We start from the raw sequence: 14936 nt of genomic DNA on the forward strand, positions 1-14936 counted from the left end.
ACAATATTTCATCGAAATGCCACTCTCATCGATAGTGATAGCAATTTAAGAGGATCATTGGCGGTAAACGAACTACACTAATTCAATCTAATCAGGAAGTTAAAGTGAAGTTTATGCGCCAATTATCACTGGTATGCGTTCGGCATATTTGGTTACTATGGATGGCAATGGTTTCATTTAGTAGTGCTGCCGAATGGCAATACGAACAGGAAGTCGCGCCTAGCGTTAGTGAAACAGCTACCAGTATCAGTAGCGAGATTCAAACCCTACCCGAGCCTCTGTTTATGTCCGCTCAAGAGCAACGCAAGGTATCGCAGTTGCTTAGAGTTGTGCTCTTTGAGCAGCAAAAGCAGAGTGATCAGTTTGCACAGCATCTTTCCCAATTCATCGATAATCTCAAATCCGATGAAGCCTCAGACATCAAGTCGCAAACGAGTGACGATATTTGGTTCAAAGTTGAATCCGATTACTTAACACTAAGCAGTATCAATCGCAGTAAGCAAAAGTTATTGGAGCTGGCTGATAGCACAACTCGCGACAAGCTGACTGGGTTTGGCCCTCAAGGTGTTAGGCAGTTGAAGCAAGAGTGGCAGTTGACACTCCTCAATGCTGAGTATCTGTTTTATTTTCAATTACGCAGCTTTCACGCACTAATAGAAGACATCTTTGTTTCACCTGTCCCTGTCGTTTGGGCCGGTATTAAAGTGTTTTTCATCTACAGCGTATTAATGTGGTGGCTAGCTAACAGCGCGAGAATTATCGAACTGTATAAAAACACAGTGCTAGAGAAAACCAGTACTCCACCACTTTGGGTTCGTATCATTTGGTACTTTAGCCGGGCGCACAAAGCATTAGCGTGGTTAGTGGCGATTACCCTATCTCTGCAAGTGTTGTCGACCATTCCTAGCCTCCAGCATCTCGTCTTTTTGGAGATATTTACTTGGTGGATACTTGGAGGCTCCATTGCAATCAGCTTTATTTTGGAGTTCGCTTATCGTAATAGCCGTACTTCAAGCAAGAAGATCGTTGAATTGCGCCTATCAACAATTCGTCGCTATGTATGGAGTGCAATCATCGCGGGTGTGATCCTGCAAATCTCTACCATGACGCTTGGAAAAGGCACCATCTATAACTGGATATACAGTGCACTCTTCTTCTGGTTCGTGCTGATCACCATCTCTGTATTGCGACTGTGGCGTGAAACCGTGTTTGAATTAGTGGAGAGCATTGCTGAACGCCCGTGGTGGGTTAATTGGGCGATCAGCAAAAAACGTATTTGGGTTATTAGTATCGTTGCGACAGCCATAGCTGCTACTTGGGTTATGATTCATATTGCGAAGCATCGTTTAATCGCTAAGCTCTCTCATTTTACCTTCTTTAGCCAAGCGCTTGCTTATCTGTTTCGGATCGAAGTGGCGAAACAGAAAAGTAACACTGCAGATGGACAATCTCTGGTTCGAGTCAAAGGCGACGCAGCATTCAATTACGTTCTACCCGGTAATCATGACAGCGAACTGATTGAATACGCTGACGCGGAGATCAAACAGCTCTCTAAATACCTGCTGACTGACTCGCCTGCTTTATGTGTGGTATCCGGTGAGCGCGGGGTTGGTACAACAACTCTGTTGAAGCAGATGCTTTATAAAGTGAAAAATGCCGAACCTATTTATCTCAACTGCCCGCACTCTGGTTACCAAGAGTTGCTAGCACATTTTGCGGTGAGTATTGGCCTGGACGAAGACGCGACAGAAATACAGATCCTAAGTCAGCTTCGTGGTAGCCAGACGACCTACCTGATAGCTGTAGATAATGGGCAACGGTTAGTGAAACCAATGGTGGGTGGGCTGTCGGCACTCATTCGTTTAACCAATCTGATTCGACGTTCTAAAAAGAACCATCGCGCCATCATCTCAATTGAGAAAGCGAGTTGGCGCTTTGTCGACCGAGCTAGAGGTGAAAGGTTGTTGTTTGATTGGGTTGCTTTTCTGCCCAAATGGAATGAGCAGCAAATCGCTTCATTGCTCGATACGCGCATTAACCAATCTGAGGATTACACCGTGAGTTTTGATGGATTGGTTGTGCCAAAGCAGTGGGATCAACAAGAGATCACTGAAGAGGAACGAGCAAAACAAGGCTTCTACCGCATTCTATGGCACTACTCAGATGGAAACCCGACGGTTGCTTTAAGGTTCTTCCGTTTTTCTCTTAACCGAAACAAAGAAACCGACCAAGTCATGGTTAGGCTATTCCATGCGCCTGAATCTGAAGAGTTGGAGAAGATGCCAAAACCTATGCTAGCGGTATTGCGCTCCATTATTCAGCTTGAGATAGCAACGCCTGAGGAATTGGCGGAATGCACGCAGTTAACCATTTCTGAAGTAACGGGCACGCTACGCTACTTCCAGAGCCGCGGTTATATCGAATGGACCGAAGACAAAGCCAAAGTCTCAGACCACTGGTTTAGGCACATTACCAATGTACTAGACAGACAGCATTTATTGGTGAAGTAACATGAATAGAATTTCTAAAACACTTTGTATTGTACTGCTTGCCCTTCTACTGCCTTTGCGAACCGTATTGGCTGCAGAAGAAGTAGTTAACGTAGAGAGCATTCAACAATTCGCCAGCCTCATTCGTTGGAGTGGTGTTTTCTTCTCTGCGTTAGTCGTTGCAGCGACTTGGTTGCTGATTAAGTTTATGAATTCGATGGTTGAGAGCATTGGTGGTCAATTTGTTCAGTATCGAATGATGCTGCAAAAAATCCAATCGTTCCTACAGTTCTTCATCTACATGACCGCCGGTCTGGTGGTCTTTATGATGAGCTTTCGTATTAATGATCATATCTTGGCGTTGATTGGCGGTACGTTGGCTGTATCAGTTGGTTTTGCATTGAAAGACCTTGCCGCTTCCTTTATCGCAGGATTGACGGTGATGATCGACAGGCCGTTCCAAGTAGGTGACCGCGTCACCTTTGAGGGGAATTACGGAGATATTATTACGATAGGCCTACGCTCCGTCCGGATGAGAACCCTCAACGATGACATCATCACAATTCCCAATAACAAGTTCCTTAATGAAGTTACGACGAGTGGTAACTACGGTGCGTTGGATATGCAGGTCGTTATTCCCTTCTATGTAGGAATGGACGAAGACATTACCCTCGCCCGTGATTTAATTCAGGAAGCGGCATCGTCAAGTCGCTACATTCACTTACCTAAGCCTGTAACCGTACTAGTGAAGCAGACGATTACCGATAACTACTTAGCGATTCAGTTAACTTGTAAGGCTTACGTTGTTGATACTGCTTATGAGAAGCTGTTCGAGACTGATATTACCCTCAGAGTGATGAAAGAGTTCAAGAAGCATGGGATCAAACCGCCTAAGATTGCTTTGGCCTCTGATTAAGCACCTTAAAGTCTAAAAGTAAAAAGTAAAAAGTAAAAAGTAAAAAGCCCTCGCTACGATTATTGCGAGGGCTTTTGTTTGAGTCTTTTTAAAGAGACTAACGCATATGGCTACACTTTGAAGTATTTAAGTTGTTCTGTTAAATGCTCTGCTGTATTCGCCATCTGTTGACTGTCTTCTGCAAGCGACTGAGAAGCTTGTAATACCTCATTTGCGGCTAAATGAATGCTAGAGACATTTTGGTTCATCTCTGTCGCCACTGAACTTTGCTGCTCTGAAGCTGCAGCAATTTGTGCCACCATGTCGTTGGCATTTTGCAGTTCGGCAACGATCTCATCAAGTTGAGCACGAGTATCGTCTGACGCTTTTACGCTATGGTCGACCTCTTCATTACTCTGTTTCATCGCTACAAAGGTTTGTTCTGCTTGATGAGTGAGCTTTTCAATGGTGTGCTGCACTTCATTCGTAGAATTTTGAGTTCGACTTGCAAGGTTACGTACTTCATCCGCAACGACAGCAAAGCCACGACCTTGTTCACCCGCGCGTGCAGCTTCAATCGCAGCATTTAACGCTAACAGGTTAGTTTGCTCAGAAACGTCACGAATAACACCAACCACTTGGCTAATTTCGGTTACGCCCGCTTGTAGATCTTGAACCAAGCTATTCGCATTCGAGATGTTCTCAGAAACATGAGAGATACTTGTTGCGGTAACCTTCATATTTTCATCGTTACGATAAGCATGGTCGACGACCTTATTGGTGCTCACGGCTGTGTTTTCCGCATTGACAGCAACGTCAGAAATTGTTGCGCTCATCTCTGTCATCGCCGTGGACAACAACTCAAGCTGTGCGTGTTGAGAGTTAACACTTGTTGCTGCTTCTTCACTCGCTTGAGCAATATGGCTCGCCATTGAACTAGACTGTCCTGCTGATTCGTTGGCAGTTTTAAGCGTGCTTTGTAGTTTCTCTAACATCTTGTCGATCTGGTTAGACATTTCGCCCAGTTCATCTTTGCGTGTCATGTTCATGCGAACACGTAAGTCACCGTTGGCAATCGAATGGGTATTGTTAATGAGTTTTGCAAGTGGAATCAGAATATTGTTTGAAATGGCGTAACCCATCGCAAACAGCATCCCTGATAAAACAAGGGCTACAAACGCCTCTTTAATTGCTAGCGCCCAAAATGCTTCTTGGATATCGGCCACCAAAATGCCAGAGCCGACAATCCAGTTCCATTCAGGAAAGAGTTCCACATAGGAGATTTTGTCTTTTAACTCACCTTGCGGGCTCTTCCATTGGTAATCGAGGAAGCCTTTACCCTGTGGAGAGCGCGAGATAGAAACCATTTCACGCCAATGGAACTTGCCTGCCCCATCTTTGAAGTTATGAGTGTTTTCACCATTTAGCTCTGGCTTTAATGGGTGCATCACCACTTGAGATTGTTGATTAAGAATCCAGAAGTAGTTATTGCTGTCATAACGCAGATTCTGAATCGCAGCGAGTGCTTGTTGTTGTGCTTGTTCTTCACCGAGTACAGTGCGTTGGGCGTAATAGTGTTTTGCCAATGATACGGCGGACTCTACTTGTGCGCTGAGCTTACTTTCACGTTCGGCCATGGAAGTGGCGCGTTGCTGGAGCAAGTTATACGTACATGCCATGATCAGTGAGATTACTGAAAAAATGACGATAGAGGCGAGTTTGGATTTAATCGAAAGGTTGCTTAATTTCATAGCGAGCTGACTTTATATTTTTGTTATTAGTTGCGAGCAAATTAACAAAATCAGTTCGATTAGCGATGATGCATGTCATGAAGAATGAATATTCACATGATTACATATGCAAAAAGTGACACTTGTCACTTCTAGTTGATTGAATTTTATAAAAATATCAATAATTGGTAAGCGTTATTGAGCTAGTCTCTTAATTCCGAGAGTTGTTTAATGCTGTGAAAATCAGTGTTTGTGGAATTTTGATTTACAGTTCGATTAAACCAAATGGTATTAAGTCCAGCATCGATAGCAGGCACAATATCGTTCTCAAGTGTATCGCCGACCATTGTCACCCTTAATGAAGGAACATTAAGACGAGCAAGAATGGCAGGAAAGAACTCAGGGCTCATTTTATCGACCCCTAGATTTGCTTTACAGAAATAGCCAGAAATGAATTTGTCTAAGCCTACTCGACTAAAGGCTCGCTGAATGTCTTGCTCTGAGGAGTCTGCCGCATTAGTCGCAACATAAACTCGATGATGTTTGGAAAGGTATTCGAGAGTTTCTAGCGCACCATCAATGGGTTCAACGACAGGCCAGTCGCACATTTTTCCAGATTGATCGGGGAAATTGACCATTAAGGTGTCCCCCCAATCAAAGAGATATGTCTTTGTCATTCTGCCTCCATGCATGACGTTATGTTCATCGCTGTTGTTAGTTCATCGAGTGTAGCCCGATAACGTTACCTTCAGTATCCATGACTAAGCTAATAAAGCCATATTCTCCAATCGCCATCTTGCTCATTTGCAGAGTACCGCCACTCATAAGCGCGCGTTTTTCTTCGATGGCACAGTCTTTACAGGAAAAGTAAACTATGGTGCTATTTCCACCAGCAGCCATATCGTCCATCTTGACTAAGGCGCCGGTTGCTCCGTAGCTTCCCATATCATCAGAGAACACCCACATATCAAGAGGAATGCCTCCAGGGCTATCAAGCTTTGATAATGTTACTTGAAATACTTCTTGGTAAAACTGCTTTGCTCGATCCATGTCATTGACGTAGATCTCAAACCACCCTACTGGATTACCCAACATAAGCCTACCCTCATTTGTTTAACACAAATTGAGCATAGTTCACTGCAAACCATACATCGTAGCTAATATCAGCATTATTAGTACAGATGAAGTAAACCTAGGCCTACGTAAAGTTGCGAGTTTAGTTGACGTTAGATACCAATAACTGTGGCACAGCTTTCTTTGGTAAATAGACACTAAAACGGCTGCCTTTACCTAGTTCAGAGGTGACACGAATTTCACCACCAGTTTGAGAAAGGATACTCTGCGAAACTGACAACCCTAAACCTGTCCCATCACGTTTAGTCGTGTAAAACGGTGAAAAGATACGTTGAAGTTGCTCTTCTTTAATCCCGCACCCTTCGTCTTCAACATGAATGACAGCGCCTTGAACCACATCGTCTTCAATCCAATCTTCACTTGAAATGGTTAGGTTACCTTCTCCGTCCATTGCGTGAATCGCGTTCATTTGTAGATTCACTAAGATCTGTAGTAACTGATTTCGATTCACTTCAACAGACGTTTTGGCATCGAGAGATGAGTGATAAACGATTCCTTTCTTCTTGGCTCCGGTTTTCACAAGTGTAATGCTCTCATCAACGATTGGGTTGATGTGTTGCCAAGTGATCTCATCTTGGACACCACCATGGCGACTGTACTGGAGCAGACTGCGTGTGATGTTTCGAATACGATCGATCTGTTCCATGATCGCTTGGATCTCTTCATTCACTCGGTCGGTCTCTTCGCCCAGTTCAAACTTCATTAACTCGACGTTTCCAAGAATCACAGCGGTTGGGTTGTTGATTTCGTGTGCAATTCCCGCCGTCAGCTCACCAAGCGCAGCTAACTTTTCATTAACCACTAGTTTGTCGCGAGCTTGATTCAACAGTGTAATATGGTGTTCAAGTTGTTCGGTCTTCTCTTTAAGGCTAGCGGTACGTGAATGAACCTTACACTCCAATTCCAGTGCAGCTTGCTGGATTTCTTGATTTCGTTCATGCAGAAGATCCAACATTTTATCGAACTGTTTCGCCAACTGCGTCAATTCATGCTGATCATCAAGACCCAGAGTGCCAATACGTTTGTCTTGTCCCATCTGAACTAGTTTCACTACTTTGTGAATGCGTTCAATTGGGTTGAATAGATCGCGCGCGCCGCGGTGCACAATAAATCCAGACAGCAATAAAAGCGCGACAATGGTTACGCTGATCTCACCAAGATTAGTTAAGTACGTCTCGATAAGTGGCCAAATCAGATAGCCGGTATAGAGCATACCAATGACTTGTTCATGATGATCATGGATCGGCTGGTACGCAGTGATGTACCAAGCATCATATACATAAGCGCGATCTAGCCACTCTTTGCCTTCGTTGAGGACTTTGCTATGCACTTCATGAGAAACTCGCGTACCGATAGCTCGGCCTTCACTGGCGTCGCTGTTGAGAGGCACATTGGTACTAACACGTAAATCATCTAGAAAGACGGTTACAGTACCAACACGACGAGAAAACCCTTCTGGCCTTGGGTAGATCAAGTTACTGATCTGATCAACAAGCTGAGAACTGTTATTCAATAGGATTCCGCCATCAAGGAAACCAATAACGCGATTATCTCCATCATATATAGCGACGACTGTGCGACTCACCAAACCGCGAGTCTCGACTTCCGAACCATTGAGCAACGGCACTTCTGCTCTTTTAGCTAGGGTGCGATCTAATTCATTGAGCTGACTGCGTGTTAGCACGCTAAAAAACGATTGCTTACTTGTAAGTTCAAGGAGTTCTGTCGTGTCTTTCAAAGAGTGGGCGCTGTACCAGCGTAAAAAATCGAGCTCATAGCGACTTTTGTTTTCAGATACCCATTGAATGAGCTGCTCTTCGGTAATATCACTCTCAAGTTTATTGCGAAAACGATAAGATTCAGAGAATGCTCTCACGTTATAGGCTTGCTGATTTTGGATAAGGTGAATGCTGTTGTCAGCAACATCCAAGCGCTCATCAACATCAATCAATGCGCCCTGCCAGGTGTAATGCACAGACCAATAGAGCGTAATTGCGATCAAGGCGCAAAGCGTTAGAATAATTGGTGCAGAGGTCAAAAACAGAAGACGATAGCGAACCATCGTCTTAAATCTAAAACGCCATTTTCCCCACCAATGACGACTAGTCGGCATATTGCGAATCCTCAGCGTTCCAATCTTTGTATTTACGCTCTAGCGTTTTACGAGCAACGCCTAAATCACGAGCGGCAGCGGATTTGTTTCCATCATGATAAGAAACGACCTGTTCAATGTGGGCTTTCTCTACCTCTTTGAGTGTCCAGCTATTTGGATAGCCTTCTGCAGCGTCATTAGGATCCATCCCTGGTAGTTCTGAACCATGTGACACCGTCACTGATACGCGAGTCGGTACGTTACTCTCGCCGTTTAGCTCACGCCAATAGTGGGCTGGTGGCTTGCCTAGTAAAATACAGCGCTCCATTAAGTTCTTTAGCTCACGGATGTTTCCTGGCCATTGATACTCGTTCATCGCGAGAATATCTTCATGTGCCCATGTTGGTTCCGGCATGCCGAGTTCATGAGCCAGCATACGTGTGAAGTACGGAACTAAATCCATTAAGTCTGATACACGTTCACGCAGCGGAGAGACATCGATCTTCAACACATTGAGACGATAGAAAAGATCGCGTCTGAAATTGCCTTTCTCGACCTCTTCTTGAAGATTACGGTTGGTCGCAGCGACGATGCGTACATCAACGGTTATCTCTTTTTCGCTACCTACTGGGCGGATTGTACGCTGCTCCAATACACGCAGCAGTGCAGCCTGCATAGGTAGTGGCATTTCACCTATCTCATCAAGAAATAGAGTGCCACCATTGGCTACACGAAACAGACCTTCACGATTCTTCTTCGCCCCCGTAAACGCGCCCGACGTATGGCCGAATAGTTCACTTTCCAAGAGTTCTGGTGCAATTGCGCCGCAGTTAATCGGTACAAATGGTCCTGTGCGCTTGCTCGCTTCATGCACGCCACGGGCTACTAGCTCTTTACCAGTACCAGACTCGCCTTCAACCAACACAGACGCACGAGATGGTGCGAACTGAGTAATCAGCTGTTTTAGAAGTCGAGTTTTATCAGAGTTACCGATGATTTCTGTTTTGATATGACGGCTAACGTCACGCTTAAGCGCATATTGCATTCGCTGTGCGAGTCGTTTGTCCATGCAGCGAAGTACGGCTTGAATCATCTGTTCGAGATTGAACGGCTTTAAAATAAAATCTGAAGCGCCAAGTTTAAGGGCTGAAATTGTCATTTCTAGGTCAGCGTAACCCGTCATAAAGATAACGTCTGAGCGTTTTTCGCTATCATTGAATGCTTCTTCCCACTCAATGCCAGAACGCCCTGGTAAATTGATATCTAAAACGATCAAATCAAAGTGTTCAGCACTGCGGATTGTCTCCGCTTCTTCTACTGAACCCGCGCACATCACCTTACCAAACAGTTTGCCCAGTGCCTTTTTCAAAATTGCCTGCATTCCTATTTCATCGTCGACAACCAAAACAGAGAAAGCTTGGTATTGAGTTAAGGAGTTCAGAGTCTTGTTTGTGACATTTGAGCTGGTAAGAGACATAAAAACACACCGGTGAGGAAATTTGGGACAGAGTGTACCAACTCGCCTCAAGTACAACAGGTTCAATATGCGACATTTTGTCCTAGCTCATATTTTCTTTAAATTTAATTTCGAAAATGGTGCTATTTTGTCCGAAATAACAGACATTTAATGAACCTAGTTACCTATCCTTGTTGGCACCAAGTTTGCTTATAGGGAGTGGATAATTAATTTATACCATTTGGCCCAGGAGCCATAAGTCGTGCATCTCTGCTTATGGTGGTCTATTCATAACTCATGGACATAATAATAATGAAAGCAATTCCTTTAACTATTGCAGCACTTTCTATCGTCAGTTACTCAGTGAGCAGCGCTGAAGATACTCAACACATCAAACTCGCAACAACAACCAGTACTTATCACTCTGGCCTACTCGATTTCCTTTTGCCTGAATTTGAAAAAGACTCAGGTATCAAGGTCGACGTTATTGCCGCGGGTACGGGTAAATCACTTCGCATGGGCGAAAACGGCGATGTGGATTTGGTGATGACACACGCACCTAAAGCGGAAGCAAACTTTGTTGAGAAAGGCTACGGCGTTCTTCCTCGTAAACTGATGTACAACGATTTCGTAATCGTGGGTCCACAAAAAGATCCTGCGAAAATCGTTTCACAAAGCAACGTTGCTGAAGTGTTCAAATCTATCGCAACCAACAATGTGACGTTCGTTTCTCGTGGTGACGACTCAGGTACACACAAAAAAGAGATGGGCATCTGGGCTCAAACTAAAATGGAACCTAACTTCGGTGGTTACCGCAGTGTAGGCCAAGGTATGGGACCAACACTGAACATGGCTTCAGAGATGCAAGGTTACACCATGACTGACCGCGGTACTTGGCTGGCTTACCAAAATAAACTTGATCTAAAAATCCTATTCCAAGGCGACAAGAACCTTTTCAACCCGTACCAAGTTATTCTTGTTAACCCAGAGCGTTACCCAAGCATCAATTATCAAGCAGCAAAAACATTCAGTGATTGGTTGGTAAATCCGAAAGGACAAAAGCTAATTAACGAGTTTAAGCTTCATGGTAAGCAGCTATTTGTCGCGAGCGCTGAATAAAATAGTCAGGTTGTCTCAGGTTGCGATATGAGCAATTGAAAAACGCTCATATCGTGACTGGTAAATTCGCAACTGATTATATTTGCTATTGAATGTTCACAACTGAATGTTCGCAACTGACAAAGCTATACTGAATTATACGCGGAGCCCCCGCACAAAAGAGATACATCATGACCTTATGGCAAACAACGCTTGATGCACTGAACTTACTTGTGAGCTTTGACCACGAATTGTGGCAAATTGTCGCAGTGTCATTTAGCGTTTCTCTGTCGGCAATTTCATTGGTTATTGTGCCTGCAATTGTCATGGCCTTTTTACTCGCTTATACAGAGTTCCCCGGTAAATGGGGATTGTTATCCATCATTAATACCTTGCAAGCGATCCCTACAGTCGTGATTGGTTTATTGATGTATATGATGTTATCTCGCTCAGGCCCTTTGGGTGACTGGCAAATGCTGTTCACCCAAAAGGCTATGATTCTAGGTCAGATGCTAATCTGCTTCCCTATACTTGTCTCTATGATGCATGGCGCACTTCAAGCAAGTGACCGACGTGCCGTCGAGACTGCTCGTACTCTAGGGGTATCAACTTTCCGTATCGCGTCAACATTGATTTGGGAAACACGCTTCCCACTTCTCGCTGCGACCATTGCTGCCTTTTCACGAATCGTTACAGAGGTAGGCTGTTCTATGATGGTCGGCGGTAATATCATGGGTATGACAAGAAATATCCCAACCGCAATCGCGATGGAAAGTCATAAAGGCGCATTTGCACAAGGCGTTGCGCTGGGCATGGTGTTGCTAGCATTGGCACTGGTTTTAAACTTTTTCCTTTCGAGTGTGAGAGGAAAAGGCTACTTAAGAACATAGGAATGCTGTCATGAGTATAAAAATAACAACGCAGCAAGTTTCAATGCGCTACAAAGAGCGCGTTCTTTTTCACATTCCGGAACTGTCCATTGGGCCTAACGATGCAATCTATCTAAAAGGCGACAATGGCGTAGGTAAAACAACGCTATTAAAAATTCTATCTGGCTTGATTAAACCGACTTCAGGAAAAATCCAGACGGCTCATCACAGTTGGAAAGGTACCCTATTCCCTCGCTCAAAATTCAAAGACATTATCTACCTCCATCAAACGCCTTATCTGTTTGATGGTACTGTGTATCAAAATGTCGCTTACGGCATTCGATTTAACAAAGAGTCGCAAAAAGATAAGCGAGCTCAAATAATCAATGCGTTGAGAATGGTAGGTTTAGAGACCCTAGCGGACGAACACATCTCTGTTCTGTCTGGTGGGGAGCGTCAACGAGTCGCAATGGCGAGGGCTTGGATTCTAAAACCCTCTATCCTACTTATGGACGAACCAAGTGCATCATTAGATAAAGAATCTATTGAAAGATTGGTCGTTATGGCCGAAGATCTTCTTCAGCGCTGTGCGAGTTTGGTGATAACAAGCCACCAAACCAATGCCTTAACCGATCTATGCAAAAAACAGTGGTGGATTAAAGATAACTCTTTGACGGAATCACCATTGCTGCAAATTATTAAAAAAGACAAAGCACAAGAGAATATTTATGCTGCTTCCAACGCAAACTAGTTGGGTTATCTTAGCTGGCGGACAAGCGAGCAGAATGGGTGGACGTGACAAAGGTCTCGTCGAATTGAACGGTCGTCCACTCATTCAATACGTTATCGACAAATTGTCTCAACAAAACGTATCTATCACCATTAACGCCAATCGAAACCAAGAGCGTTATCAAGATTTCGCACCTGTGGTTTCGGACTCTTTTCCTGATTATCCAGGGCCGCTAGGCGGTATTCACGCTGGATTAAAAAATGCCGACACCGACTGGGTCGGCTTTGTTCCTTGTGACAGCCCACAAATCAACGAAGACTTAGTGGCTCGCTTTTGTGCGGCAGTAAACCCAGACAGCGATATTTTGGTTGCTCACGACGGTGAATTTAAACAGCCAGTATTTACCCTATTCCATAAGCGCGTATTACCTAGGTTAGAAGCATTTTTAGAGCGTGGCGATCGCAAGATCATTCTGCTCTACAAAGATTGCGTTACCGAGTTTGTTGATTTTAGCGACTCGCCAAACTGCTTTGTAAACCTTAATACACCAGAAGAACTCACCCAATTTGGTACGCTTCAATAATGAATGATTCAAAACAACGCCCTAACCTTCCGTTACTCGGTTTTGCTGCCTACAGCGGTACTGGAAAAACAACACTACTTGAAGCGCTGCTGCCAATGTTAACCGAGTCCGGTTTGCGCATTGGTGTACTTAAACATGCGCACCATGACTTTGACGTCGACAAGCCTGGTAAAGACAGCTACCGATTACGTAAAGCAGGTGCTGGCCAGATGCTGATTTCTTCAAGAAAGCGTCATGTGTTGATGACTGAAACACCAGAAGCTGAAGCAGACTTTGATTACTTACTGACTCGCTTTAATACAGAGAAGTTAGATCTGATTCTGGTTGAAGGGTGTAAGAATATCGCATTTCCTAAGATTGAACTGCATCGTGAAGAAGTTGGTAAACCTTGGTTGTACTCTAACGACAACAACATCATTGCCATTGCTGCTGATACGCAAGTGGAGTCAGATCTTCCTCAAATGTCGATCAATGATTTGGAAGCGATTCGTGACTTTATCATCAACTACACCAAAGATTTCAAACCAACCTTCGTTAGTTGCCAATCAAAAGCAGAGAAAGCGCCTGCTGTTTGCTGTGATTCTTTCTCTCCTGCTGGTCTGAGCGTAACGCAAGGTCAGGAGAAAATCTTAGAGAGCATCACTACAGAACAGCTTAGTGAGACCGTAGCGGTTGAGTCTGCATATGGCCGAGTGTTAGCAGAAGACATTATCTCTCCGATCAATGTTCCACAAAACACCAACTCTGCAATGGACGGTTACGCTATCCGTGGTGATGACCTTGACCAAGAGCAGTACCAAGTTGTAGCCGAAGTTCTTGCAGGACACAGCTACGACCAAGAAATCCAGAAAGGCCAAGCGGTCAAGATCATGACTGGTGCGCCAACACCAATTGGTGGCGATACCGTTATTATGCGTGAGCAAGCCGTTCAAGATGGTGAGTTTGTTCGTTTCCCTAACGCAAAAATCGATGTAGGCCAAAATGTTCGTATGGCCGGTGAAGATTTGTCAGTTGGCCAAGCTGTATTTACCCAAGGTACACGTATTGAAGCACCTGAAATGGGTATGATGGCTTCGTTAGGTTTCGCTACTTGTCCTGTTCTGCGTAAGGTTAAAGTTGGTATCTTCTCTACCGGTGACGAAGTTCAAGCGCCGGGCACTCCGCAGCAAGCGAATTCTATTTACGACTCAAACCGTTTCACCATTATTGGCATGCTACAGAAGCTAGGGTGTGAAATTGTCGATTACGGCATTATTGAAGATGACCAGCAGAAGATGACAGAAGTTCTTCACTCTGCAGCGTTAGAGACAGACATGGTTCTGACTTCAGGTGGCGTATCGGTGGGTGACGCAGACTACATCAAGCTTGCTCTGGATGAGCTTGGTGAGATTAACTTTTGGCGTATCAACATGCGCCCGGGTCGCCCGCTTGCTTACGGTAAGATTGAGCAAACACCTTTCTTCGGGTTACCGGGTAACCCTGTGGCGGTAATGGTGTCATTCATCAACTTTGTTGAGCCTGCGATTCGCAAACTGCAAGGTCAAACAAATTGGACACCAGTTAAAGCGAATGCGATTGCGACAGAGCAACTTCGTTCTCGCCAAGGACGTACTGAATTTAGTCGTGGTGTGTTCTCTATGAATGACCAAGGTCAACTTGAAGTGCGTACAACAGGTAAGCAAGGTTCTGGCATTTTACGCTCGATGAGTGAAGCAAACTGTTTGATTGAGATCTCCCCTTCCGTTGATACGGTTAAAGTGGGTGAAACCGTTACGGTTATTCCACTCCAAGGACGCATCTAATAACCTCCATCAAAAAAGCGAAGCTGTTTTAGAGCTTCGCTTTTTTAATCTCTTTTAC

12 protein-coding genes are annotated in these 14936 nt (G+C 44.5%); 7 read left to right on the forward strand and 5 right to left on the reverse strand.

What is annotated here, in order from left to right; translation table 11 throughout:
* The first annotated feature begins 113 nt into the window (after nt 1–113).
* Complete coding sequence (locus tag L1D60_RS09545; protein ID WP_239840865.1) at nt 114–2510, forward strand: ATP-binding protein; 2397 nt, start codon at nt 114–116, stop codon at nt 2508–2510.
* Nucleotides 2511–2520: 10 nt separating this feature from the next.
* Entirely contained in the window at nt 2521–3405 is an 885-nt protein-coding gene (locus L1D60_RS09550) for a mechanosensitive ion channel domain-containing protein (protein WP_239840994.1), read from the forward strand.
* Between the two features lie 110 nt (nt 3406–3515).
* Here the strand turns inward: L1D60_RS09550 and L1D60_RS09555 are convergent, their stop codons facing one another.
* From L1D60_RS09555 to L1D60_RS09575, 5 genes are all read right to left on the reverse strand, one after another.
* Nucleotides 3516–5135, reverse strand: a complete 1620-nt coding sequence (locus tag L1D60_RS09555) for a methyl-accepting chemotaxis protein (RefSeq protein ID WP_239840866.1) — start codon at nt 5133–5135, stop codon at nt 3516–3518.
* A 182-nt stretch (nt 5136–5317) separates the two neighbouring features.
* Complete coding sequence (locus L1D60_RS09560; protein WP_239840867.1) at nt 5318–5791, reverse strand: HAD family hydrolase; 474 nt, start codon at nt 5789–5791, stop codon at nt 5318–5320.
* A 37-nt stretch (nt 5792–5828) separates the two neighbouring features.
* On the reverse strand, nt 5829–6209 hold the full coding sequence (locus tag L1D60_RS09565) for a VOC family protein (protein WP_239840868.1): 381 nt from the start codon (nt 6207–6209) through the stop codon (nt 5829–5831).
* A gap of 121 nt (nt 6210–6330) precedes the next feature.
* Nucleotides 6331–8361: a HAMP domain-containing sensor histidine kinase gene (locus L1D60_RS09570; protein WP_239840869.1), complete on the reverse strand. Its 2031-nt coding sequence runs from the start codon at nt 8359–8361 to the stop codon at nt 6331–6333.
* Nucleotides 8351–9817 carry a sigma-54 dependent transcriptional regulator gene (locus L1D60_RS09575; RefSeq protein ID WP_239840870.1) on the reverse strand — a complete coding sequence of 489 codons (1467 nt, stop codon included), beginning with the start codon at nt 9815–9817 and terminating at the stop codon, nt 8351–8353. Before L1D60_RS09575 ends, L1D60_RS09570 begins: the two co-directional genes overlap by 11 nt.
* Before the next feature lie 291 nt (nt 9818–10108).
* Here L1D60_RS09575 and L1D60_RS09580 point away from each other — a divergent pair, with 291 nt between their 5' ends.
* The 5 genes from L1D60_RS09580 (at nt 10109) to L1D60_RS09600 (ending at nt 14878) form a co-directional block, all read left to right on the forward strand.
* Nucleotides 10109–10915, forward strand: coding sequence for a substrate-binding domain-containing protein (locus tag L1D60_RS09580; RefSeq protein ID WP_239840871.1), 807 nt, complete (start codon nt 10109–10111; stop codon nt 10913–10915).
* A 170-nt stretch (nt 10916–11085) separates the two neighbouring features.
* Complete coding sequence (locus tag L1D60_RS09585; RefSeq protein ID WP_150872452.1) at nt 11086–11784, forward strand: ABC transporter permease; 699 nt, start codon at nt 11086–11088, stop codon at nt 11782–11784.
* A 10-nt stretch (nt 11785–11794) separates the two neighbouring features.
* Entirely contained in the window at nt 11795–12514 is a 720-nt protein-coding gene (locus L1D60_RS09590; RefSeq protein ID WP_239840872.1) for an energy-coupling factor ABC transporter ATP-binding protein, read from the forward strand.
* Complete coding sequence (mobA, locus tag L1D60_RS09595; protein ID WP_032549022.1) at nt 12492–13076, forward strand: molybdenum cofactor guanylyltransferase MobA; 585 nt, start codon at nt 12492–12494, stop codon at nt 13074–13076. The genes L1D60_RS09590 and mobA overlap by 23 nt, the downstream gene beginning before the upstream one ends.
* The gene (locus tag L1D60_RS09600) at nt 13076–14878 is read left to right on the forward strand and encodes a bifunctional molybdopterin-guanine dinucleotide biosynthesis adaptor protein MobB/molybdopterin molybdotransferase MoeA (RefSeq protein WP_239840873.1); all 1803 of its coding nucleotides are present in this window, start codon (nt 13076–13078) and stop codon (nt 14876–14878) included. Before mobA ends, L1D60_RS09600 begins: the two co-directional genes overlap by 1 nt.
* Nucleotides 14879–14936: the final 58 nt, after the last annotated feature.

Source organism: Vibrio sp. Isolate30 (genome assembly GCF_022397975.1).
Classification (GTDB): domain Bacteria; phylum Pseudomonadota; class Gammaproteobacteria; order Enterobacterales; family Vibrionaceae; genus Vibrio; species Vibrio fortis.

Excerpts from the sequence above, each read along its gene's own strand:
- L1D60_RS09600 (WP_239840873.1), top strand. The coding sequence starts at position 13,076 with ATGAATGATTCAAAACAACGCCCTAACCTTCCGTTACTCGGTTTTGCT.
- L1D60_RS09555 (WP_239840866.1), bottom strand. The coding sequence starts at position 5,135 with ATGAAATTAAGCAACCTTTCGATTAAATCCAAACTCGCCTCTATCGTC.
- L1D60_RS09565 (WP_239840868.1), bottom strand. The coding sequence starts at position 6,209 with ATGTTGGGTAATCCAGTAGGGTGGTTTGAGATCTACGTCAATGACATG.
- L1D60_RS09585 (WP_150872452.1), top strand. The coding sequence starts at position 11,086 with ATGACCTTATGGCAAACAACGCTTGATGCACTGAACTTACTTGTGAGC.
- L1D60_RS09580 (WP_239840871.1), top strand. The coding sequence starts at position 10,109 with ATGAAAGCAATTCCTTTAACTATTGCAGCACTTTCTATCGTCAGTTAC.
- L1D60_RS09545 (WP_239840865.1), top strand. The coding sequence starts at position 114 with ATGCGCCAATTATCACTGGTATGCGTTCGGCATATTTGGTTACTATGG.
- L1D60_RS09575 (WP_239840870.1), bottom strand. The coding sequence starts at position 9,817 with ATGTCTCTTACCAGCTCAAATGTCACAAACAAGACTCTGAACTCCTTA.
- L1D60_RS09560 (WP_239840867.1), bottom strand. The coding sequence starts at position 5,791 with ATGACAAAGACATATCTCTTTGATTGGGGGGACACCTTAATGGTCAAT.
- mobA (WP_032549022.1), top strand. The coding sequence starts at position 12,492 with ATGCTGCTTCCAACGCAAACTAGTTGGGTTATCTTAGCTGGCGGACAA.
- L1D60_RS09590 (WP_239840872.1), top strand. The coding sequence starts at position 11,795 with ATGAGTATAAAAATAACAACGCAGCAAGTTTCAATGCGCTACAAAGAG.
- L1D60_RS09570 (WP_239840869.1), bottom strand. The coding sequence starts at position 8,361 with ATGCCGACTAGTCGTCATTGGTGGGGAAAATGGCGTTTTAGATTTAAG.